16 protein-coding genes are annotated in these 20,503 nt (G+C 70.6%); 14 read left to right on the top strand and 2 right to left on the bottom strand.

All coding sequences use genetic code 11. The annotated features are described in order from the left end of the window. Nucleotides 1-59: 59 nt before the first annotated feature. Nucleotides 60-881 (bottom strand): C40 family peptidase, encoded by an 822-nt coding sequence (locus tag AB5J87_RS15230; RefSeq protein WP_369377168.1) that lies wholly within the window; start codon nucleotides 879-881, stop codon nucleotides 60-62. Nucleotides 882-1,617: 736 nt separating this feature from the next. On the opposite strand from AB5J87_RS15230, the gene AB5J87_RS15225 reads away from it, so the two are divergent. The 14 genes from AB5J87_RS15225 to nuoN all read left to right on the top strand — a co-directional run bounded on the left by AB5J87_RS15225 (nucleotide 1,618) and on the right by nuoN (nucleotide 17,680). Then, nucleotides 1,618-1,977, top strand: a complete 360-nt coding sequence (locus AB5J87_RS15225) for an NADH-quinone oxidoreductase subunit A (protein WP_007383963.1) — start codon at nucleotides 1,618-1,620, stop codon at nucleotides 1,975-1,977. Between the two features lie 17 nt (nucleotides 1,978-1,994). Beyond that, nucleotides 1,995-2,549, top strand: a complete 555-nt coding sequence (locus tag AB5J87_RS15220) for an NADH-quinone oxidoreductase subunit B family protein (protein ID WP_067163033.1) — start codon at nucleotides 1,995-1,997, stop codon at nucleotides 2,547-2,549. A 71-nt stretch (nucleotides 2,550-2,620) separates the two neighbouring features. Further along, nucleotides 2,621-3,304, top strand: a complete 684-nt coding sequence (locus AB5J87_RS15215) for an NADH-quinone oxidoreductase subunit C (RefSeq protein ID WP_369383538.1) — start codon at nucleotides 2,621-2,623, stop codon at nucleotides 3,302-3,304. After that, nucleotides 3,304-4,626 carry an NADH-quinone oxidoreductase subunit D gene (locus tag AB5J87_RS15210; protein ID WP_369377165.1) on the top strand — a complete coding sequence of 441 codons (1,323 nt, stop codon included), beginning with the start codon at nucleotides 3,304-3,306 and terminating at the stop codon, nucleotides 4,624-4,626. Before AB5J87_RS15215 ends, AB5J87_RS15210 begins: the two co-directional genes overlap by 1 nt. A 26-nt stretch (nucleotides 4,627-4,652) precedes the next feature. Next, nucleotides 4,653-5,465, top strand: a complete 813-nt coding sequence (gene nuoE, locus AB5J87_RS15205) for an NADH-quinone oxidoreductase subunit NuoE (protein ID WP_369383537.1) — start codon at nucleotides 4,653-4,655, stop codon at nucleotides 5,463-5,465. Continuing rightward, on the top strand, nucleotides 5,465-6,835 hold the full coding sequence (gene nuoF / locus AB5J87_RS15200; RefSeq protein ID WP_369377164.1) for an NADH-quinone oxidoreductase subunit NuoF: 1,371 nt from the start codon (nucleotides 5,465-5,467) through the stop codon (nucleotides 6,833-6,835). Before nuoE ends, nuoF begins: the two co-directional genes overlap by 1 nt. Beyond that, nucleotides 6,832-9,327 carry an NADH-quinone oxidoreductase subunit G gene (locus tag AB5J87_RS15195; protein WP_369377162.1) on the top strand — a complete coding sequence of 832 codons (2,496 nt, stop codon included), beginning with the start codon at nucleotides 6,832-6,834 and terminating at the stop codon, nucleotides 9,325-9,327. Before nuoF ends, AB5J87_RS15195 begins: the two co-directional genes overlap by 4 nt. A 61-nt stretch (nucleotides 9,328-9,388) precedes the next feature. Continuing rightward, the gene (gene nuoH / locus AB5J87_RS15190; protein ID WP_369377160.1) at nucleotides 9,389-10,747 is read left to right on the top strand and encodes an NADH-quinone oxidoreductase subunit NuoH; all 1,359 of its coding nucleotides are present in this window, start codon (nucleotides 9,389-9,391) and stop codon (nucleotides 10,745-10,747) included. After that, the gene (gene nuoI, locus AB5J87_RS15185; RefSeq protein ID WP_369377159.1) at nucleotides 10,722-11,384 is read left to right on the top strand and encodes an NADH-quinone oxidoreductase subunit NuoI; all 663 of its coding nucleotides are present in this window, start codon (nucleotides 10,722-10,724) and stop codon (nucleotides 11,382-11,384) included. Before nuoH ends, nuoI begins: the two co-directional genes overlap by 26 nt. Continuing rightward, nucleotides 11,384-12,196, top strand: coding sequence for an NADH-quinone oxidoreductase subunit J (locus tag AB5J87_RS15180; RefSeq protein ID WP_369383536.1), 813 nt, complete (start codon nucleotides 11,384-11,386; stop codon nucleotides 12,194-12,196). The genes nuoI and AB5J87_RS15180 overlap by 1 nt, the downstream gene beginning before the upstream one ends. Beyond that, nucleotides 12,193-12,492 carry an NADH-quinone oxidoreductase subunit NuoK gene (gene nuoK, locus AB5J87_RS15175; protein ID WP_067163047.1) on the top strand — a complete coding sequence of 100 codons (300 nt, stop codon included), beginning with the start codon at nucleotides 12,193-12,195 and terminating at the stop codon, nucleotides 12,490-12,492. The genes AB5J87_RS15180 and nuoK overlap by 4 nt, the downstream gene beginning before the upstream one ends. A 14-nt stretch (nucleotides 12,493-12,506) precedes the next feature. Further along, nucleotides 12,507-14,453: an NADH-quinone oxidoreductase subunit L gene (nuoL, locus tag AB5J87_RS15170; RefSeq protein ID WP_369377156.1), complete on the top strand. Its 1,947-nt coding sequence runs from the start codon at nucleotides 12,507-12,509 to the stop codon at nucleotides 14,451-14,453. Between the two features lie 3 nt (nucleotides 14,454-14,456). Beyond that, nucleotides 14,457-16,028 (top strand): NADH-quinone oxidoreductase subunit M, encoded by a 1,572-nt coding sequence (locus tag AB5J87_RS15165; RefSeq protein WP_369377154.1) that lies wholly within the window; start codon nucleotides 14,457-14,459, stop codon nucleotides 16,026-16,028. Next, nucleotides 16,025-17,680, top strand: a complete 1,656-nt coding sequence (gene nuoN, locus AB5J87_RS15160; RefSeq protein WP_369377152.1) for an NADH-quinone oxidoreductase subunit NuoN — start codon at nucleotides 16,025-16,027, stop codon at nucleotides 17,678-17,680. The genes AB5J87_RS15165 and nuoN overlap by 4 nt, the downstream gene beginning before the upstream one ends. A 106-nt stretch (nucleotides 17,681-17,786) precedes the next feature. Here nuoN and AB5J87_RS15155 read toward each other — a convergent pair whose 3' ends face one another. Next, nucleotides 17,787-20,492, bottom strand: coding sequence for a fumarate reductase/succinate dehydrogenase flavoprotein subunit (locus AB5J87_RS15155; protein ID WP_369377151.1), 2,706 nt, complete (start codon nucleotides 20,490-20,492; stop codon nucleotides 17,787-17,789). Between the last annotated feature and the right edge of the window lie 11 nt (nucleotides 20,493-20,503).

Below are 20,503 nucleotides of genomic sequence, written 5' to 3'. Positions count from 1 at the left end.
GCCCCTTCGAGGGACCGGGTCTTCTCGGGGACCGGGTCCTCCCAGGAGGCGGAGTCCGCTCAGAGGACCCGGACGGCGCCCGTCGGACGGTCCCAGTCCAGGCTGCGCTCGACCACGCCGGTCGAGGAGTTCTGCGCGCCCACGAACTTGCCGCCGCCGACGTAGATCGCCACGTGGTACGCGGAGCCGGAGCTGCCCCAGTACAGGACGTCGCCGGGCTGGAGGTTCGACAGGGAGACCTGGCGGCCCGTGGCGGACTGGTCCTGCGAGACGCGCGGCAGGTCGATGCCGACCTGGCGGTAGGCGGCCTGCACCAGGCCCGAGCAGTCGTACGCGCTGGAGCCCGTGGCACCCGACACGTACGCCTTGCCGACCTGCGCCAGCGCGAAGTTCACGATGGTGGCGGCCGAACCCGTGGCGGTGGACGAGGAGGTGACGGAGCTGCTGCCGCCACCGGTCGAGGCCAGGGTGGTGCGCGCGGAGGAGCGGGAGGCGCGGTCGGCGGCCTCCGCCTTCGCCTTGGCCTCGGCTTCCGCCTTGGCCTTCTTCTCCGCCTCCGCCTTGGCGTCCGCGTCGGCCTTGGCCTTCTTGGCGACCTTGGCGGCGCTGGAGGCGGCCGCGTTCTGCTGGGCCTTCAGCTGGAGGTCGGCGGCGACCTGCTGGGTGGCCTCGGCGGAAGCGGCGGCGGTGCTCGCGAGCCCGGTCGTGAGCGTGGGCATCTCGATGGTCTCGGTCACCGGCTCGGCGGCCTGCGCCGGACCCGTGGCGCCTGCCACCGCGATGGTGCTGAGGACGCCACCGGCAACTCCGGCACGGAGCGCGAGCTTCGAGGCGCTGCGGCGGGGCTTCCGGTGGCTGGGTATGTGAGCGGTGTGGGACATGAGGACAACCGCTATCAGGGGTTCACGGTTCCCATCAAGAAACGTGTCCTGCGCCACAGTTGCAGCTGGAATGGCTGAATCCGCTTCCTTCGCGCCCTTATTGACGCCGTAACGGGCAATACGGGCATGGGTGATCACGGCTGTGATCATGTGGTTTTTATAAAAAGTCCGAATTGCCCGCCGCCTACCATCCGTTCACACCGTTGGCCAAGCCCGGTTTAATCCGTGACGGTTTCCTGTGACGCAGGTCACTTCGTGGCCTGCTCTCGCCCGTCCCGTGACCGGCTCGTGATCAACGCACGGGGTCGCGCGGCGGAGTTCGTGAACGCGTGCACAGGTCCACCCCCGAACCGTGACCTCACCCGCACGAGTGACCCACCCGCCTTTATCACTCGAAGGCGTCCATCGCCAATTTGCCTGTAGGGCCCATGTCTTGATAGTGCCCCACCCCTTGCGACCAGCGGTAACAGGTGTAGATGCTACGCCTTGTGATCACTCAACCGCTTCGGGTGTGAAGATCACTGCTCATCCGACTTCATGATCCTTCGTCAGGTGGTGGAGATCACAAAGCCGTTGGCGCACCCCGTGTCGCAGATCACAGACCGCCGGGCATAGGATGCGGTGCAGTCGGGCTTGTGAACTGCCTCACATGTGCGCGATCTTCGCGCGGCGAGGAGGCGGCAGCGGCGCCCGTGTGCGGTCCAACGGTCAAGGACGACTGGAAGGAGCGAGGAGCGTGAATGCCTACGCGCCCATCCTCGTGCTCGGCGCCCTCGGGGCTGGGTTTGCGATCTTCTCCGTGGTCATGGCCACGCTTATCGGCCCAAAAAGGTACAACCGGGCGAAACTTGAGGCGTACGAGTGCGGCATCGAACCCACTCCCACGCCGGCCGGAGGCGGCCGCTTCCCCATCAAGTACTACCTGACGGCGATGCTCTTCATCGTCTTCGACATCGAGATCGTCTTCCTCTACCCCTGGGCGGTCACCTTCGACGCCCTCGGGGTTTTCGGGCTCGTGGAGATGCTGCTCTTCGTGCTCACCGTGTTCGTCGCCTACGCGTACGTATGGCGGCGCGGCGGCCTGGAATGGGACTGAGGGGCTGAGGGGCACCTATGGGACTCGAAGAGAAACTGCCGAGCGGCTTTCTGCTGACCACCGTCGAACAGGCCGCGGGCTGGGTGCGCAAGGCGTCCGTCTTCCCCGCCACCTTCGGCCTCGCCTGCTGCGCCATCGAGATGATGACGACCGGAGCCGGGCGCTACGACCTGGCCCGCTTCGGCATGGAGGTCTTCCGCGGCTCACCGCGCCAGGCCGACCTGATGATCGTGGCCGGCCGGGTCAGCCAGAAGATGGCGCCGGTCCTGCGCCAGGTCTACGACCAGATGCCCAACCCCAAGTGGGTCATCTCCATGGGCGTTTGTGCCTCGTCGGGCGGAATGTTCAACAATTACGCGATTGTGCAGGGCGTCGACCACATCGTGCCGGTCGACATCTATCTGCCCGGCTGCCCGCCCCGGCCCGAGATGCTCATCGACGCGATCCTCAAGCTCCACCAGAAGATCCAGGGCTCCAAGCTCGGCGTGAACGCCGAGGAGGCCGCCCGCGAGGCGGAGGAAGCCGCGCTCAAGGCGCTCCCCACCATCGAGATGAAGGGGCTGCTGCGGTGAGCGACGACCGTACTCCTCAGACGCCGGGCGACGGCGCCCCCGGAACGCCCGAGGCGCCCGAGAGCGGCGGACTGCCCGCCCAGCGCGACGACACCGGCGACGTCATCGGCGTACGCAAGGGCATGTTCGGCGCCGAGAAGGGCGGCGACACCACCGGCTACGGCGGCCTGGTGCGCACCGTCACCCTGCCCGGCGCCTCCTCCCGCCCCTACGGCGGCTGGTTCGACGAAGTGGCCGACGAGCTCGAAGGCGCCCTGGAGGAGCAGGACCTGCTCCCCGAGAACGCCATCGAGAAGACCGTGGTCGACCGCGGCGAGCTCACCTTCCACATCGCGCGCGAGCACCTCGTCCGGGTGGCCCGCACCCTGCGCGACGACCCGGCCCTGCGCTTCGAGCTCTGTACGGGCGTCAGCGGCGTCCACTTCCCGGGCGACAAGGGCCGCGAGCTGCACGCCGTCTACCACCTGCGCTCGCTCACCCACGGCCGGCTGATCCGGCTGGAGGTCACCGCCCCCGACAGCGACCCGCACGTGCCGTCCCTGGTCGGGGTCTATCCGACCAACGACTGGCACGAGCGCGAGACCTACGACTTCTTCGGCTTGGTCTTCGACGGCCACCCCGCCCTCACCCGGATCATGATGCCGGACGACTGGCAGGGCTTCCCGCAGCGCAAGGACTACCCCCTCGGCGGCATCCCCGTCGAGTACAAGGGCGCCCAGATCCCGGCTCCGGACCAGCGGAGGTCGTACACCTGATGTCCACTTCACACGCTTCCGCCAGGGAGACCACGGAGGGGACCGTCTACACGGTCACCGGCGGCGACTGGGACGAGGTCGCCCGCACCGCCGCCCGCGCCGACGACGAGCGCATCGTCGTCAACATGGGCCCCCAGCACCCCTCCACCCACGGTGTGCTCCGCCTCATCCTGGAGATCGACGGAGAAACGGTCACCGAGGCCCGCTGCGGCATCGGCTATCTGCACACGGGCATCGAGAAGAACCTCGAATTCCGCACCTGGACGCAGGGCACCACCTTCGTCACGCGCATGGACTACCTGACGCCGTTCTTCAACGAGACGGCGTACTGCCTGGGCGTCGAGAAGCTGCTCGGCATCACCGACCAGATCCCGGACCGCGCCTCGGTCATCCGCGTGCTCCTCATGGAGCTCAACCGGCTCTCCTCGCACCTGGTGTGCATCGCCACCGGCGGCATGGAGCTCGGCGCCACCACGATCATGATCTACGGCTTCCGGGACCGCGAACTCATCCTGGACCTCTACGAGCTGATCACCGGCCTGCGGATGAACCACGCGTTCATCCGCCCCGGCGGCCTCGCCCAGGACCTGCCCGCGGGCGCGGTGGACCAGCTCCGCGAGTTCGTGAAGACCATGAAGAAGAACCTGCCGGAGTACGACAAGCTCGCCACCGGCAACCCCATCTTCAAGGCCCGCATGCAGGACGTCGGCTACCTCGACCTGACCGGCTGCATGGCCCTCGGCGCCACCGGCCCGATCCTGCGCTCCGCCGGCCTCCCGCACGACCTGCGCAAGACCGACCCGTACTGCGGCTACGAGGACTACGACTTCGAGGTCCCCACCACCGACTCCTGCGACTCCTACGGCCGCTTCCTGGTGCGCCTGGAGGAGATGCGCCAGTCGCTGCGCATCGTCGAGCAGTGCCTCGACCGGCTGGAGCCCGGCCCGGTGATGGTCGCCGACAAGAAGATCGCCTGGCCCGCCCAGCTCGCGCTCGGCCCGGACGGACTCGGCAACTCCCTCGACCACATCAAGAAGATCATGGGCACCTCCATGGAGTCCCTGATCCACCACTTCAAGCTGGTGACCGAGGGCTTCCGGGTCCCCGTCGGACAGGCGTACGCGGCGGTCGAGTCGCCCAAGGGCGAGCTCGGGGTGCACGTCGTCAGCGACGGAGGCACCCGCCCCTACCGGGTCCACTTCCGCGACCCGTCCTTCACCAATCTCCAGGCCATGGCGGCGATGTGCGAGGGCGGCCAGGTCGCCGACGTCATCGTCGCCGTCGCGTCCATCGACCCCGTGATGGGAGGCGTCGACCGGTGACCGAGACCACGCCGACGAGCCTGGGCATGCCCCAGCTGCCCGCGCCCGATTTCCCGGCCGACGTCCGGGCCCGACTGGAGGCGGACGCCAAGGAGGTCGTCGCCCGCTATCCCGACAGCCGCTCCGCGCTGCTGCCGCTGCTGCACCTGGTGCAGTCGGAGGAGGGCCACGTCTCCCGTACCGGGATGCGCTTCTGCGCCGAGACGCTGGGCCTCACGACCGCCGAGGTGACCGCCGTCGCCACCTTCTACACCATGTACCGCCGCAAGCCCTCCGGCGACTACCAGGTGGGCGTCTGCACCAACACCCTGTGCGCGGTGATGGGCGGCGACGCCATCTTCGACGAGCTCAAGCGCCATCTCGGCGTGGGCAACGACGAGACGACCGCCGACGGCAAGGTGACGCTCGAACACATCGAGTGCAACGCCGCCTGCGACTTCGCGCCCGTGGTGATGGTCAACTGGGAGTTCTTCGACAACCAGACCCCCGAGTCGGCCAGGCGCCTGGTCGACGACCTGCGCGCGGGCAGGCCGGTCGAGCCCACCCGGGGCGCGCCCCTGTGCACCTACAAGGAGACCGCCCGCATCCTGGCCGGTTTCCCCGACGAGCGCCCCGGCGCCGTCGGGGCGAGCGGGGGCGCGGGCCCCGCCTCGCTGGTGGGGCTGCGCCTGGCCCGGGGCGAGGCACCGCACCCGCGCGTGGTCGGCCCGCGCGGCGAGGGCGCCCGAGACGAATCCCAGCCCGGATCCGGGCACTTGAGCTCGCACGACGCACCACAGCAGACCTCTGCGTCCGACCCGGCGCACCCGGCCGGCCCGGTCGGCGAGGAGGGGGAGTGATGACCTTGGCAGCCGAACTGAGTGGGAACGGGAACGGAAGCAGCCCCGAAAAGCTGCTGGCACCCGTTCTGTCGGCCTTCTGGGACCAGCCCGATTCCTGGACCCTGGAGACCTACCGTCGGCACGACGGTTATGAGGGGCTGCGCAAGGCCCTCGCCATGTCCCCGGACGACCTCATCGCGTACGTGAAGGACTCCGGGCTGCGCGGCCGGGGCGGCGCGGGGTTCCCCACGGGCATGAAGTGGCAGTTCATTCCGCAGGGCGATGGCAAACCGCACTATCTAGTTGTCAACGCCGACGAGTCGGAGCCCGGGACCTGCAAGGACATCCCGCTCCTCTTCGCCAACCCGCATAGCCTCATCGAGGGCATCGTGATCGCCTGTTACGCGATCAGGTCGTCGCACGCGTTCATCTATCTGCGCGGGGAGGTCGTCCCCGTACTGCGGAGGCTGCACGAGGCCGTGCGGGAGGCGTACGCGGCGGGCTACCTCGGCAAGGACGTCCTCGGCAGCGGTCTCGACCTCGAACTCACGGTGCACGCGGGCGCGGGTGCGTACATCTGTGGCGAGGAGACCGCACTCCTGGACTCCCTCGAAGGCCGTCGCGGTCAGCCCCGGCTGCGTCCCCCCTTCCCTGCGGTCGCCGGTCTCTACGCGTGCCCCACTGTTGTCAACAACGTCGAGTCCATCGCCAGCGTTCCCGCGATCCTGCATCGCGGAAAGGACTGGTTCAAATCGATGGGCAGCGAGAAGTCCCCGGGCTTCACGCTGTATTCGCTCAGCGGGCACGTCGCCAACCCCGGCCAGTTCGAGGCCCCGCTCGGCATCACGCTGCGCCAGCTGCTCGACATGAGCGGCGGCATGCGCCCCGGCCACCGGCTGAAGTTCTGGACCCCGGGCGGCTCCTCGACCCCGATGTTCACCGACGAGCACCTCGACGTCCCGCTGGACTACGAGGGCGTGGGCGCCGCGGGCTCGATGCTCGGCACCAAGGCGCTCCAGTGCTTCGACGAGACCACCTGCGTGGTGCGCGCGGTCACCCGCTGGACCGAGTTCTACGCCCACGAGTCCTGCGGCAAGTGCACGCCCTGCCGTGAAGGAACGTACTGGCTGGTCCAGTTGCTCCACGACATCGAGGCCGGCAAAGGCGCCATGGACGACCTCGACAAGCTCACCGACATCGCCGACAACATCAACGGCAAGTCGTTCTGCGCGCTCGGCGACGGCGCCGCCGCCCCCATCTTCTCCTCGCTCAAGTACTTCCGCGAGGAGTACGAGCAGCACATCACCGGCCGGGGCTGCCCCTTCGACCCGGCCAGGTCGACCCTGTGGGCCGACAGCCCGCACCGCACCACGGAGGTGAACGCATGACGGTGACGACTGGCGCTCCCTCCGGCGGCGGAGAGGCGGCGGTGCCGCCCGAGGACCTGGTGTCGCTGACCATCGACGGGATCGAGATCAGCGTCCCCAAGGGCACGCTGGTGATCCGGGCCGCCGAGAAGCTCGGCATCGAGATCCCCCGGTTCTGCGACCATCCGCTGCTCGATCCGGTCGGCGCCTGCCGCCAGTGCATCGTGGAGGTGGAGGGCCAGCGCAAGCCGATGGCGTCCTGCACCATCACCTGCACCGACGGCATGGTGGTCAAGTCGCAGCTGACCTCGCCGGTGGCCGAGAAGTCCCAGCGCGGGGTGATGGAGCTGCTGCTCATCAACCACCCGCTGGACTGCCCGGTCTGCGACAAGGGCGGCGAGTGCCCGCTGCAGAACCAGGCGATGCAGGTCGGCGACCCCGACACCCGCTTCGAGGGCAAGAAGCGCACCTACGAGAAGCCGGTGCCCATCTCGACGCAGGTGCTGCTCGACCGCGAGCGCTGCGTGCTGTGCGCGCGCTGCACCCGCTTCTCCGAGCAGGTCGCGGGCGACCCGATGATCGAGCTCCTGGAGCGCGGCGCGCTCCAGCAGGTCGGCACCGGCGAGGGCGACCCCTTCGAGTCGTACTTCTCCGGCAACACCATCCAGATCTGCCCGGTCGGCGCGCTGACCTCGGCGGCGTACCGGTTCCGCTCCCGCCCCTTCGACCTGGTCTCCTCGCCGTCGGTGTGCGAGCACTGCGCGGGCGGCTGCGCCACCCGCACCGACCACCGGCGCGGCAAGGTCCTGCGGCGCCTCGCGGCCAACGAGCCCGAGGTCAACGAGGAGTGGTTGTGCGACAAGGGCCGGTTCGGCTTCCGGTACGCGCAGCAGCAGGACCGGCTGACCCATCCGCTGGTGCGCAACGCGGCCGGTGAGCTGGAAGTGGCCTCCTGGCCCGAGGCGCTGGAGGCAGCCGCGGCCGGCCTCACGGCGGCGCGCGGCCGGGCCGGGGTGCTCACCGGCGGCCGGCTGACCGTCGAGGACTCCTACGCGTACGCCAAGTTCGCCCGGATCGCCCTGGACACCAACGACATCGACTTCCGCGCGCGCGTGCACTCGGCCGAGGAGGCCGACTTCCTGGCGGCGAAGGTCGCCGGGCGCGGCCACCTCACCGGCGAGGGCGTCACGTACACCGCGCTGGAGAAGGCGCCCGCGGTGCTGCTCGTCGGGTTCGAGGCGGAGGAGGAGGCGCCCGGCGTCTTCCTGCGGCTGCGCAAGGCGTGGCGCAAGCACGGCCAGCGCACCTACGCGCTCGCCACCCATCTGACCCGGGGCCTGGAGAAGGCGGGCGGCACGCTGCTGCCCGCCGCGCCCGGCACCGAGACCGAGTGGCTGGACGCGCTGGCGGGCGGGGTCGGCCTGGAGGGCGACGGCTCGGCCGCCGCCGAGGCGCTGCGGGCCACCGGGTCCGTCATCGTCGTCGGCGAGCGGCTCGCGGGCGTCCCGGGCGCGCTGACCGCCGCCGTACGGGCCGCCGCCGCGACCGGCGCCGAGCTGGTGTGGATCCCGCGCCGGGCCGGCGAGCGGGGCGCGATCGAGGCGGGCGCGCTGGCCGCGCTGCTGCCCGGCGGGCGCCCGGCCACCGATCCACGCGCGCGTGAGGAGGTGGCCGCCGCCTGGGGCGTACGCGAACTGCCGCACCGCTTCGGGCGCGACACCGGCCAGATCGTGGAGGCCGCCGCCACCGGCGAACTGGGCGCCCTGCTGGTCGCGGGCGTCGACCCGGCCGACCTGCCGGACCCGGCACGCGCGCGTGAGGCACTCGCCGGGGCCTTCGTGGTCTCCCTGGAGCTGCGGCCGAGCGAGGTCACCGAGCGGGCGGACGTGGTCTTCCCGGTCGCGGCCGTCGCCGAGAAGTCCGGCTTCTTCCTCAACTGGGAGGGCCGGGCCCGGATGTTCGAGGCGGCCCTCAAGCCGGAGCAGATGACCCGGCGCCTGGCGCCCGCCGACGCGCGCGTGCTGCACATGCTGGCGGACGCCATGGACGTGCACCTGGCGCTCCCCGACAACCGCGCCGCCCGCACCGAGCTGCGCGGACTCGGCCACTGGGACGGGCCGCGCGCCACCGAACCCCTGGAGACCGCGCACCCGTTGCCGCGGCCCGCCGAGGGCGAGGCGGTCCTCGCGGGCCACCGGCTGCTGCTGGACCTCGGCACCCTCCAGGAGGGCGACGAGGCGCTGGCCGGCACCCGGCACGCGGCCCCGGCCCGGCTCTCGGCGACCACCGCCGCCGAGACCGGCGTCAAGGACGGCGACCTGCTGGAGGTGAGCGGGCCCGCGGGCGCGCTCCGACTGCCGCTGGTGGTCACCGAGATGCCCGACCGGGTGGTGTGGCTGCCGCTCAACTCGACCGGTGGCGGGGTGCTCGCGGACACCGGGGCCCTGCCGGGCCAGGTCGTCCGCATCGGCCCGGCCGCCGAGGCCGCCACCGCACCGGAGGTGCGGCCGTGACCGACTTCCCCGTCCGCCCCGCGGCACCGGGCGCCGCCGTCCACGTACCGGAGGTGCGAGCGTGACCCCGACCTTCCTCGCGGCCGAGGACCTCTCCCTGTTCGGCCGCGACCCCTGGTGGCTCATCGCCCTCAAGGCCGTGTTCTGCTTCGCGTTCCTGATGGTGACCGTGCTGTTCTCGATCGTCTGGGAGCGCAAGGTCGTCGCCTGGATGCAGCTGCGCATCGGGCCCAACCGGCACGGCCCCTGGGGCATGCTCCAGTCGCTCGCCGACGGCATCAAGCTGATGCTGAAGGAAGACGTCGTCGTCAAGCGGGCCGACAAGGTGGTCTACGTCCTGGCGCCGATCGTCGCCGCGATCCCGGCCTTCATGGCGATCGCCGTGATCCCGTTCGGGCCGTCCGGCAACGAGGTCTCGATCTTCGGCCACCGCACCACCATGCAGCTCACCGACCTGCCGATCGCGATGCTCTACATCCTCGCGTGCGCCTCGGTCGGCATCTACGGCATCGTGCTCGCGGGCTGGTCCTCCGGCTCGACGTACCCGCTGCTCGGCGGGCTCCGCTCGTGCGCGCAGATGATCTCGTACGAGATCGCGATGGGCGCGGCCTTCGCCTCGGTCTTCCTCTACTCGGGGTCGATGTCGACCTCGGAGATCGTCGCCCAGCAGCACGACCGCTGGTACATCGTGCTGCTGCCGGTCTCCTTCATCATCTACGTGGTCACGATGGTGGGCGAGACCAACCGCGCCCCCTTCGACATGCCCGAGTCCGAGGGCGACCTGGTCGGCGGCTTCAACACCGAGTACTCGTCGATCAAGTTCGCGCTGTTCATGCTGGCCGAGTACGTCAACATGGTCACCGTCTCGGCGGTGTCGACCACCCTCTTCCTCGGCGGCTGGCGGGCCCCGTGGCCGGTGTCCACCTTCTGGGAGGGCGCCAACCACGGCTGGTGGCCGATGCTCTGGTTCGTCATCAAGGTCCAGCTGCTGCTGTTCTTCTTCATCTGGCTGCGCGGCACGCTGCCCCGCGTCCGCTACGACCAGCTGATGAAGCTCGGCTGGAAGGTCCTCATCCCGGTCTCGGTCGTCTGGCTGATGCTGGTGGCGACCGTGCGCGCGCTCCGCAACGACGGCCACGACTTCTCCAAGATCGTGCTGTACGTCGGCGGCGCGGTCGTCGCCGTCCTGCTGATCTCACTGGTCGCGGACGTCTTCCGGGGCCGCACGGACGAGTCGGCGGCCGAGGCCGAGCCACCCGCGTTCGACCCGATGGCGGGCGGGTTCCCGGTGCCACCGCTGCCCGGACAGACCCTGCCGCCGGTACCGCGACGGCGCCCCAGGCACGAGCGCGAGCTGGTTGTCAGTGGCGGATCGGATACTGAGAGTGACCGCGATGGAAGGGAGGACGAGGGTGTCTAAATCGATTGAACCGGCCGGGACTTCGGGGGAGCCCGGAGCCGCGTCCCAGGACAAGTTCCTGAACCCGGTGGCGGGCTTCGGCGTGACCTTCAAGGCCATGTTCAAGAAGCGGCTGACCGAGCAGTATCCGGAGCAGCAGAAGACCACGGCCCCCCGCTTCCACGGGCGCCACCAGCTCAACCGGCATCCGGACGGGCTGGAGAAGTGCGTCGGCTGCGAGCTGTGCGCCTGGGCCTGCCCGGCGGACGCGATCTACGTGGAGGGCGCGGACAACACGGACGAGGAGCGCTACTCGCCGGGCGAGCGGTACGGAATCGTCTACCAGATCAACTACGCCCGCTGCATCCTGTGCGGCCTGTGCATCGAGGCGTGCCCCACGCGCGCGCTCACGATGACCAACGAGTTCGAGCTCGCGGACAGCAGCCGGGCCAACCTGATCTACACCAAGGACCAGCTGCTCGCGGGCCTCACCGAGGGCATGGTCGACTCGCCGCACGCCATCCACCCGGGCATGACCGAGGGGGACTACTACCGGGGCCTGGTCACCGAGGCCGCCCCCGGCACGGTCCGCCAGGTCGCCGTCTCCCGGGGCGAGGAGCCGGCCGCCGGGGAGCAGCCCGAGGAGGTGGACGCGTGATGCAGCTCGCCGTCTCCGCCACCTCGACCTCGACGGGTGAGGCGTTCCAGTTCTGGGTGCTGGGCACGGTCGCCGTCATCGGGGCGCTGTGCACCGTACTGATGAAGAAGGCCGTGCACAGTGCGCTGTGCCTGGCCGGGACGATGATCATCCTGGCGGTCTTCTACCTCGCCAACGGGGCGTACTTCCTGGGCATCGTCCAGGTCGTCGTCTACACCGGCGCGATCATGATGCTCTTCCTCTTCGTGGTGATGCTGGTCGGTGTCACCGCGGCCGACTCGCTGAAGGAGACCATCAAGGGCCAGCGCGTCTGGGCCGCGGTCTGCGGGGTCGGCTTCGGGGTGCTGCTCGTCGCGGGCATCTCCAACGCCTCCCTGAAGCACTTCAACGGCCTCTCCCAGGCCAACTCGGGCGGCAACGTGGAGGGTCTGGCGACCCTCATCTTCACCAAGTACGTGTTCGCCTTCGAGATCACCGGCGCCCTGCTGATCACCTCGGCGGTCGGCGCGATGGTGCTCACGCACCGCGAGCGCACCGAGCGCGCCAAGACCCAGCGCGAGCTCTCCGAGCAGCGCGTGCGCGACGGCAAGCACCTGCCGCCGCTGCCCGCCCCCGGCGTCTACGCCCGGCACAACGCGGTGGACATCGCGGGCCTGCTGCCCGACGGCACCCCGTCCGAGCTCACCGTCAACCAGACGCTGCGCGGCCGGGGCCAGATCCGGGACGTGTCCAGCGAGGCGCTGTCCGACCTCAAGGCCCTGGAGCAGCGCTCCGCCGAGCGGCTCGGCCGGGAAGAGGAGGCCGCGAAGTGAACCCGGTCAACTACCTTTATCTGTCGGCGCTGTTGTTCACCATCGGCGCCGCCGGTGTGCTGATCAGGCGGAACGCGATCGTGGTCTTCATGTGCGTCGAGCTGATGCTCAACGCCTGCAACCTCGCGTTCGTGGTCTTCTCCCGGATGCACGGCAACCTCGACGGCCAGATCATCGCCTTCTTCACGATGGTCGTCGCCGCCGCGGAGGTCGTCGTCGGGCTCGCGATCATCGTGTCGCTCTTCCGTTCCCGCCACTCGGCCTCGGTCGACGACGCCAGCCTGATGAAGCTGTAAGGGGTCGCTGAATCGTGGAGAACCTGATTGCGCTGCTCATCGCGGCGCCTCTGCTAGGAGCGGCGGTCCTGCTGTGCGGCGGGCGTCGGCTCGACGCCGTGGGCCACTGGCTCGGCACCCTGCTGGCGGCCGTGTCGTTCGGCCTCGGCGTGGCGCTCTTCGCCGACATGCTGGGCCGCTCGGCCGACAACCGGGCGGTGCACAAGCACCTGTTCAGCTGGGTGCCGGTGGAGGGCTTCCAGGCCGACATCGGCTTCCAGCTCGACCAGTTGTCGATGACCTTCGTCCTGCTGATCACCGGTGTGGGCACGCTGATCCACATCTACTCGATCGGCTACATGGAGCACGACGAGAACCGCCGCCGCTTCTTCGGCTACCTCAACCTGTTCCTGGCGGCGATGCTGCTGCTGGTCCTCGCCGACAACTACCTCCTGCTGTACGTGGGCTGGGAGGGCGTGGGCCTCGCGTCCTACCTGCTCATCGGCTTCTGGCAGCACAAGCCCAGCGCGGCGACCGCGGCCAAGAAGGCGTTCCTGGTCAACCGGGTCGGCGACATGGGCCTGTCCATCGCCATCATGGTCATGTTCACCACCTGGGGCTCCTTCTCCTTCTCGACCGTCTTCAACGAGGTGGGCGAGACCGGGGACGGCCGCAACACCACGATCGGCCTGATGCTGCTGCTGGCCGCGTGCGGCAAGTCCGCCCAGGTGCCGCTGCAGTCCTGGCTCGGTGACGCGATGGAGGGCCCGACCCCGGTCTCGGCCCTGATCCACGCGGCGACGATGGTGACCGCGGGCGTCTATCTGATCACCCGCTCCGGCACCATCTTCAACGCGGTGCCGGACGTGCAGACGGTCGTGGTGATCGTCGGCGCGGTCACCCTGCTGTTCGGTGCGATCGTCGGTTGCGCCAAGGACGACATCAAGAAGGCCCTGGCGGGCTCCACCATGTCGCAGATCGGCTACATGGTCCTGGCCACCGGCCTCGGCCCCATCGGCTACCCCTTCGCGATCATGCACCTGGTGACCCACGGCTTCTTCAAGGCCGGGCTCTTCCTCGGCGCGGGCTCCGTGATGCACGGCATGAACGACGAGGTCGACATGCGCAAGTACGGGGGCCTGCGCAAGTACATGCCGGTCACCTTCATCACCTTCGGCCTCGGCTACCTCGCCATCATCGGCTTCCCGGGCCTGTCCGGCTTCTGGTCCAAGGACAAGATCATCGAGGCGGCCTTCGCCAAGGGCGGCACCGAGGGCTGGATCCTCGGCGCGGTCACCCTGCTGGGCGCGGCCATCACCGCGTACTACATGACGCGCGTGATGCTGATGACGTTCTTCGGCGAGGAGCGCTGGCGCACCGCCCCGGCCGCGTCCCCGGCCGAGCCGGGCGCGGAGCCGGCCGCGGCCCACCAGGACGCGCACGCCGAGCCGCACCCGCACGAGTCGCCCGGCACCATGACGATCCCGATGATCGTGCTGGCCTTCGGTTCGGTCCTCGCGGGTGGCCTGTTCAGCATCAACGAGTCGTTCGTGAAGTGGCTGGAGCCGGTCACGAGCCTCTCGCACGGCGACTCGCCGGTGAGCGAGGGCGTGGTCACCGCGGCCACCATCACCGTGCTGCTGATCGGCGTCGGCCTGGCCTGGGCGCAGTACGGCCGGAAGCCCGTCCCGGTCGTCGCCCCGCGCGGCTCGCTGCTCACCCGGGCCGCCCGCCGCGACCTGCTCCAGGACGACTTCAACCACGTGGTCCTGGTCCGCGGCGGCGAGCACCTCACCCGCTCGCTGGTGTACGTCGACCACACCCTGGTCGACGGAGTGGTCAACGGAACCGCCGCAGGGTTCGGCGGGCTCTCCGGCCGGCTGCGCAAGCTGCAGAACGGCTTCGCCCGCAGTTACGCGGTCTCCATGTTCGGAGGTGCGGCGGTGCTCATCGCCGCGACCCTGCTGATGAGGGCGGTGTAAGGCATGTCGTTCCCCCTCCTTACCGCGACGGCGGCGCTCCCGGCGGTCGGTGCGATCGCCACCGCCGCCGTCCCGGCCGAGCGGCGGACCGCCGCCAAGTGGCTGGCGCTGCTGGTGTCGCTGGGCACGCTGGCCCTGGGCGTCGTCCAGCTCGTACGGTTCGAGCCCGGCGGCGACCGGTACCAGCTCACCGAGTCGCACGCCTGGATCAAGGACTTCGGCGTCCGCTACGAACTGGGCGTGGACGGCATCGGGGTGGCGCTGATCGCGCTCACCGCGCTGCTGATCCCGTTCGTCATCGCGGCGGGCTGGCACGACGCCGACCCGCTGGACACGCACAGCAGCCGCTGGCGCCCCACCCAGGGCTTCTTCGCCCTGATCCTGGCGGTCGAGGCGATGGTGATCCTCTCCTTCGAGGCCACCGACGTCTTCCTCTTCTACATCCTGTTCGAAGCCATGCTGATCCCGATGTACTTCCTGATCGGCGGCTTCGGCGACCGCGCCCACGAGCACGGCGACGAGGCGGCGGCCACCCAACGGTCGTACGCGGCGGTCAAGTTCCTGCTCTACAACCTCATCGGCGGGCTGATCATGCTGGCCGCGGTGATCGGGCTCTACGACGTGGCCGGGACGTTCTCGCTCGACGAGATCGCGGCGGCGCGCGCCAACGGCTCGCTGGACATGGCGACCAACACCGAGCGGCTGCTGTTCCTCGGCTTCTTCTTCGCCTTCGCGGTGAAGGCCCCGCTGTGGCCGCTGCACACCTGGCTGCCCAACGCGATGGGCGAGGCCACGGCGCCGGTCGCGGTGCTGATCACGGCGGTGGTCGACAAGGTCGGCACCTTCGCGATGCTCCGCTTCTGCCTCCAGCTGTTCCCGGACGCCTCCAAGTGGGCGACGCCGGTGATCCTGGTGCTCGCGGTGATCAGCATCATCTACGGGGCGCTGCTGGCGGTCGGCCAGCGGGACATCAAGCGCCTGGTGGCGTACGCGTCGATCTCGCACTTCGGCTTCATCGTCATGGGCATCTTCGCCATGACCACCCAGGGCCAGTCGGGCGCCACGCTCTACATGGTCAACCACGGGATCTCGACGGCGGCGCTGATGCTGGTGGCCGGCTTCCTGATCTCGCGCCGCGGCTCGCGGCTGATCGCGGACTACGGAGGGGTGCAGAAGGTGGCCCCGCTGCTCGCGGGCACCTTCCTGGTGGGCGGTCTGGCGACGCTCTCGCTGCCCGGACTCGCGCCCTTCGTCAGCGAGTTCCTGGTCCTGGTCGGCACGTTCAGCAGGTACCCGGCGATCGGTGTGATCGCCACGCTCGGCATCGTGCTCGCCGCGCTGTACGTGCTGGTGCTCTACCAGCGCACCATGACCGGCCCGGTCAAGGCCGAGGTGCAGGGCATGCCCGACCTCAAGGTCCGTGAACTCCTGGTGGTCGCCCCGCTGATCGCGCTCCTGGTGTTCCTGGGTGTGTACCCGAAGCCGCTGACCGACATCGTCAACCCGGCGGTGCAGCACACCATGACCGACGTACACAAGAAGGACCCCAAGCCCGTGGTGGAGGCGGCCCAGTGAGCACAGCAGCAGCTGTCCACAGCCTGTGGACGACGGCGGCCGACGGCAAGGTCGACAAGATCCCGGCGCCGCACATCGAGTACGCGCAGCTGGCGCCCACGCTGATCGTGGTCGGCGCGGCCCTGGTGGGCGTGCTCGTGGAGGCGTTCGTCCCGCGCAAGAGCCGTTACTACGCCCAGGTGTTCCTCTCCGTCGTCGCGCTCGCCGCCGCCTTCGCCGCGGTGGTCGGGCTCGCGGCGGACGGATACGGCACGACGAAGGCGCACATCGCGGCGATGGGCGCGATCGCCGTCGACGGCCCGGCGCTCTTCCTCCAGGGCACCATTCTCCTCGCCTCGATCGTCGCGGTCTTCACCTTCGCCGAGCGGCGTCTGGACCCCGAGTCGCACGGCAACCGGGTGGACTCGTTCGCGGCCCAGGCCGCGTCCGTGCCCGGCAGCGACAGCGAGAAGGAGGCGGTCAAGGCCGGTTTCACCACCACCGAGGTCTTCCCGCTGGCGCTCTTCGCGATCGCCGGCATGCTGGTCTTCCCGGCGGCCAACGACCTGCTGACGCTCTTCGTGGCCCTGGAGGTCTTCTCCCTGCCGCTGTACCTGCTCTGCGCGCTGGCCCGCCGCAAGCGGCTGATGTCGCAGGAAGCGGCCGTGAAGTACTTCCTGCTCGGCGCCTTCTCCTCGGCGTTCCTGCTGTTCGGCATCGCGCTCCTGTACGGGTACGCGGGCTCCGTCCAGTACGCGACGATCGCGGACGTCGTCGACGGCACGGTCCAGACCGTGGACCCGGCGCTCGCGGGCACCATGGGCAATGACGCGCTGCTGCTGATCGGCGGCGCGATGATCCTGGCGGGGCTGCTCTTCAAGGTCGGCGCGGTGCCGTTCCACATGTGGACGCCGGACGTCTACCAGGGCGCGCCCACCCCGGTCACCGGCTTCATGGCCGCCGCCACCAAGGTCGCCGCCTTCGGCGCGCTGCTGCGGCTGCTGTACGTGGTGCTGCCCGGGATGCGCTGGGACTGGCGCCCGGTGATGTGGGGCGTCGCCATCGTCACCATGGTCGGCGGCGCGGTCGTGGCGATCACCCAGACCGACATCAAGCGGCTCCTCGCGTACTCGTCGATCGCGCACGCGGGGTTCATCCTCGCCGGTGTGATCGCCACCAACGCGGACGGCATCTCGTCGGTGCTGTTCTACCTCGGGGCGTACTCGTTCGTGACGATCGGCGCCTTCGCGGTCGTCACGCTGGTGCGCGACGCGGGCGGCGAGGCGACGCACCTGTCCAAGTGGGCGGGGCTCGGCCGCCGTTCGCCCCTGGTGGCGGCGGTCTTCGCGGTCTTCCTGCTCGCCTTCGCCGGCATTCCGCTGACCTCCGGGTTCACCGGGAAGTTCGCGGTCTTCAAGGCGGCGGCGGAGGGCGGCGCCGGTTCGCTGGTCGTGGTCGGTGTGATCTCGTCCGCGATCGCCGCGTTCTTCTACATCCGGGTGATCGTGCTGATGTTCTTCAGCGAGCCGAAGGCGGACGGCCCGACGGTGGCCGTTCCCTCGCCGCTGACGATGACGGCGATCGGGGTCGGTGTCGCCGTGACGCTGGTCCTGGGTGTGGCGCCGCAGTACTTCCTGGATCTGGCGGGACAGGCGGGGGTGTTCGTGCGCTGAGCTCCCGGCCCGGCCTCCGGCCGCGGCCCCGTGGTGGTCCGGTCGTACCGTTCCCCGCGTCCCCGAGTGTCCGGGGGCGCGGGGAACGGTGTGTGTGGGCCGCCGCTCAGGCCGTGGCCGGGGACCGGGCCGCGTACGCCCGTACGTCCGCGTCCGCGTCGTTCACCGCCCGGGCCAGGGCCTTTCGTGCGGCCGGGGTCGAGTGGGCGCGCAGGGCCAGCACCGCCGCCTTGCGGACGTCCGCGTTCGGGTCGGCCAGCGCGGTCGTGAGGGCCGGGACCGCCGACGGCTCCGGAGCCGTCCCGAGCGCCGCCGCCGCGCCCGCGCGGACCTGCCAGGCCGGGTCCGCCAGGGCGTCGACCGCGCGGGCCGCGAGCGGCCCGGGGCAGGGACCGGCGGCCAGCGAGGTGAAGGCCGCGGCCCTGACCAGCGCGTCCGCGTCGGCGAGCAGCGGGGTCAGCAGACCCGGCGAGGTCAGCCCCCGGGCCGCCGCCACCCGGACCTCGCGGGCCGGGTCGGCCGTCGCCCGGGCCACCTCGTCGTGCGCGTCGACCGACACCAGCGCGCGTACGGCCGCGATGCGCACCTCCCGGTCGGGGTCGGCCAGGAGCGGGGCGTAGTGGGCGGCGCCGCCCAGGCGCAGGGCGCGCAGGACGTCCAGGACACCGGCCCGTACGGTCGCGTCCGCGCTCGCCGTCGCGGCCAGCAGGCCCTGGGCCAGCGCCGGTTCGGCGGGCAGCACCTCGACCAGCTCCAGGAGCGAGCGGGCCGCCGCCGCCCGTACCGTCGCGTCGGTGTCCGCGAGCCGGGCCGCGAGGGCCGGGCCCGCGCCGGGCGGGACCGTCTCGGTGAGCGCCGCCACGGCCGCGCCCCGGACGGCGGGGTCGGGGTCGCCCAAGTACTCCTTGAAGGCGCCCAGTTCGGGCCCGGTCTCGGTGAGGGCCAGGGCCTCCAGGATGCGGGGGGAGCGCGAGCGGGCGGGGGCCGCCGCCGCGGGCCGGGGGGCGCCGGCGCCGGAGCCGATCGGGGCGCGGTCGCGCGGCCCGGCCGTGGCCACCTGCTCGACGCGCACCTCCCCGAGGTGGCGCGGGGCGCCGCCGGTCGGCGCGTACTCGTCGACCGCCACCAGATAGGGCTCCACGGGCCGAGCGGTGAACTCCATCGCCCCGGAGGGTGATTTGCGCAGGTCGAGGTGGTGCAGCCAGCCCTCGTCATCGCGCTCGGGGTGGTCGGTGCGCTCGTGGTAGAGGCCCCAGCGCGACTCGGTGCGGGCGAGCGAGGAGCGCGCGGCCATCTCCGCGCAGTCGCGGATGAACGTCACTTCCGCGCACCGCATCAGCTCGTGCGGGGTCCGCGCCCCCATCCCGGCGATCTCCGCGCGCATCCGCTCGAAGTGCTCGACGGCCAGCGACAGCCGGGCCCCGGACTTGGGCGGCGCCACATAGTCGTTCACGAAGCGGCGCAGCTTGTACTCGACCTGCGGCTGGGGCGGGCCGGACGGGTTGCGCAGCGGCCGGTAGACCAGTTCGTGGGCAGCCGTCAGCTGGTCGGGCGGCAACTCGCCCTCGTACGTGCCCTCCTCGGCCCGGAAGCGGGCCGCGTCCGCGCCCGCCAGATCGCCGAAGACGAACGCGCCGATCATGTAGTTGTGCGGTACGCACGCCAGGTCGCCGGCCGCGTAGAGGCCGGGCACGGTGGTGCGGGCGTGGTCGTCGACCCGGACGCCGGACGCCGAGTGGCCGCCGCACAGGCCGATCTCGGAGATGTGCATCTCGATGTCGTGGGTGCGGTAGTCGTGGCCGCGGCCCGCGTGGAAGGTGCCGCGCGTGGGGCGTTCGGTGGAGTGCAGGATCGACTCCAGCGCGGTCACCGACTCCTCGGGCAGATGGCTGAGCTTGAGGTAGACCGGCCCCCGGTCGCTGGCGACCTCCGCCGCGAACTCGGCCATCATCCGGCCCGACCAGTAGTCGGAGTCCACGAACCGTTCGCCGTGCCGGTTGACCTGGTAGCCGCCGAACGGATTGGCCACGTAGGCGCAGGCCGGGCCGTTGTAGTCCTTGATCAGCGGGTTGATCTGGAAGCACTCGATCCCGGTGAGCTCGGCGCCCGCGTGGTACGCCATGGCGTGGCCGTCGCCCGCGTTGGTGGGGTTCTCGTACGTCCCGTAGAGATAGCCGGAGGCGGGCAGTCCGAGACGGCCGCAGGCGCCGGTCGCCAGGATCACCGCGCCCGCGCGCACCGTGACGAACGCGCCGGTGCGCGTGTGGAAGCCCGCCGCCCCCACCGCGCGCCCCCCGGCGGTCAGCACCCGCACCGGCATCACCCGGTTCTCGATCCGGATCCGCTCGCGCATCTCGCGCCGCCGCAGCTGCCGGTAGAGGACCTTCTTGACGTCCTTGCCCTCCGGCATGGGCAGGACGTACGAGCCGGAGCGGTGCACCTGGCGCACCGCGTACGCGCCGTGCTCGTCCTTCTCGAACTTCACGCCGTACGACTCCAGGCGCTGGACCATCGCGAAGCCGCGGGTGGCGGTCTGGCGGACGGTGGACTGGTCGACGATCCCGTCGTTGGCGCGGGTGATCTCGGCGACGTAGTCGTCGGGCTCGGCGCGGCCGGGGACCACCGCGTTGTTGACGCCGTCCATGCCCATGGCGAGCGCGCCCGAGTGGCGGACGTGCGCCTTCTCCAGGAGCAGCACGTCCGCACCGCGCCCGGCGGCGGTGAGCGCGGCCATCGTGCCGGCCGTGCCGCCTCCGATGACGAGGACGTCGCAGGTCAGCTCCTCGGCGTCGGCGAGTGCGGGGATCTGCATGGGGTGCCTTC

It is taken from the genome of Streptomyces sp. cg36 (genome assembly GCF_041080675.1).
In the GTDB taxonomy this organism is placed as follows: Bacteria; Actinomycetota; Actinomycetes; order Streptomycetales; family Streptomycetaceae; genus Streptomyces.
The sequence above is the reverse complement of the archived record's forward strand: the minus strand, read 5'-3'. Positions and strand labels throughout refer to the sequence as shown.

Excerpts from the sequence above, each read along its gene's own strand:
- AB5J87_RS15220 (WP_067163033.1), top strand. The coding sequence starts at position 1,995 with ATGGGACTCGAAGAGAAACTGCCGAGCGGCTTTCTGCTGACCACCGTC.
- AB5J87_RS15210 (WP_369377165.1), top strand. The coding sequence starts at position 3,304 with ATGTCCACTTCACACGCTTCCGCCAGGGAGACCACGGAGGGGACCGTC.
- nuoI (WP_369377159.1), top strand. The coding sequence starts at position 10,722 with ATGGAAGGGAGGACGAGGGTGTCTAAATCGATTGAACCGGCCGGGACT.
- AB5J87_RS15230 (WP_369377168.1), bottom strand. The coding sequence starts at position 881 with ATGTCCCACACCGCTCACATACCCAGCCACCGGAAGCCCCGCCGCAGC.
- AB5J87_RS15165 (WP_369377154.1), top strand. The coding sequence starts at position 14,457 with ATGTCGTTCCCCCTCCTTACCGCGACGGCGGCGCTCCCGGCGGTCGGT.
- AB5J87_RS15180 (WP_369383536.1), top strand. The coding sequence starts at position 11,384 with ATGCAGCTCGCCGTCTCCGCCACCTCGACCTCGACGGGTGAGGCGTTC.
- AB5J87_RS15155 (WP_369377151.1), bottom strand. The coding sequence starts at position 20,492 with ATGCAGATCCCCGCACTCGCCGACGCCGAGGAGCTGACCTGCGACGTC.
- nuoF (WP_369377164.1), top strand. The coding sequence starts at position 5,465 with ATGACCTTGGCAGCCGAACTGAGTGGGAACGGGAACGGAAGCAGCCCC.
- AB5J87_RS15195 (WP_369377162.1), top strand. The coding sequence starts at position 6,832 with ATGACGGTGACGACTGGCGCTCCCTCCGGCGGCGGAGAGGCGGCGGTG.
- nuoE (WP_369383537.1), top strand. The coding sequence starts at position 4,653 with ATGCCCCAGCTGCCCGCGCCCGATTTCCCGGCCGACGTCCGGGCCCGA.